This window comes from Sutterella massiliensis (assembly GCF_016899755.1).
Classification (GTDB): Bacteria; Pseudomonadota; Gammaproteobacteria; order Burkholderiales; family Burkholderiaceae_F; genus Sutterella; species Sutterella massiliensis.
This window is the reverse complement of sequence record NZ_JACJJC010000143.1, coordinates 1-923: the sequence shown is the minus strand read 5'-3', so window position 1 is coordinate 923 and position 923 is coordinate 1. Positions and strand designations below refer to the sequence as shown.

The window sequence follows — 923 nt, the reverse complement described above, 5'->3', positions numbered from 1 at the left end:
GCCGTCGCCCGTGCAGCCTGCGCCCGCCGTCGCATCGGCGCGGAGCATGAGGGGCGCGTACTTTTCGAGCAGCTTCTTGTTCATCGAAAAGCCGCCAGCGGCAAGGAGCACGCCCTTGCGCGCCTTGATCCAACGCACGCCGTTCTTCGCGGCTACTCTGACGCCTGCAATCGCTTCGTTCTCGGCATCCCAGACGAGGCGTTCGACCCGCGTATTGAGGACGAGCGACACGCCGTGTTCCAAGACGTACTTCTTCATGTCGTTCAAAACGCCCGAGGGCTTGAAATTGTGAGCGCGCGGCACGCTCATGCCGGATGCGGCAACGATTTCGATGGGCTTGAGACCGCGTTCTTTCGTCATGAAGTCGTAGTGTTCGCGGCTCGCCTTGATGAAGGCCTTGACAAGCTCGGGATCATTCTTGTTCTGTCCGGTCTTGAGCATGTCGTTGAGGAAGATTTCCGGGCTGTCCTTGATGCCCTTGGCGCGCTGCTCGGCAGTGTCCGCAACTGCCCACTTGCCGCCGCAAAGGGCGCTCGAGCCGCCGATGAAGGCTTCCTTTTCCAGAATGACGGCCTTGAGCCCCTTCTGGGCCGCAACGACGCCGGCTGCGAGACCGGCGCCACCGGCGCCGACGATCACGATGTCGTATTCCTCGTCCCACTTCTTCGGCGGGGCGATGGGCACGGCAGAGGCTTTGGAGGCAAGGCCGGCAGCGACGACGGACGCCGCGGAAAACTTGAGCAGGCTGCGACGAGACTGGTTCATGAGAAGACTCCTCTATATTCGCGTTTAGTTTTTGATCGTTGCGATTTCAAGCGCGCCGATGCGTCCGAAGGCCATGGCCTTGGCGACGGCCGTTCCGGTCATGTAAGCCGCGCCGTGAACGCCGCCGATCAGTTCGCCCGTTGCGTACAGTCGGGGAA

1 protein-coding gene is annotated in these 923 nt (G+C 61.9%); it reads right to left on the bottom strand.

Going from position 1 to position 923, the window contains the following annotated elements; genetic code table 11:
* Nucleotides 1-765, bottom strand: a 765-nt coding sequence (locus H6A60_RS11815; protein ID WP_205104871.1) for an FAD-dependent oxidoreductase, incomplete at its 3' end; no start/stop codon positions are given.
* Between the last annotated feature and the right edge of the window lie 158 nt (nucleotides 766-923).